General features: G+C 68.7%; 1 protein-coding gene. It reads left to right on the top strand.

What is annotated here, in order from left to right; all coding sequences use genetic code 11:
• Positions 1–29: 29 nt before the first annotated feature.
• Positions 30–246: hypothetical protein (locus ACUN9Y_RS22405; protein WP_445462942.1), on the top strand; the 217-nt coding region annotated here is incomplete at its 3' end.

Raw genomic sequence — 246 nt, 5'->3', positions numbered from 1 at the left:
GCCAGGAAGACGACGCGCCGACGGTGACCGTGACCGACACTGACGGTGCGGTGACCGGTGCCGACAACAGCGTGGAAGAGGCCAGCGGTGCTACCGTCACCGGCAGCTTCAGCGTCGGTGGCAGCGCAGGCCTGGCGAGCGTCACCATCGGTGGCGTGGAGCTGGTCGGGGCGGACTTCAGCACCCCGGTGACGATCCCCAATACCGATGGCCAGGGCAGCCTGACCAGCACTGGCTTCGATGCCC

This window comes from Halomonas sp. V046 (assembly GCF_052645355.1).
This window is presented reverse-complemented; position numbering and strand designations above follow the sequence as displayed.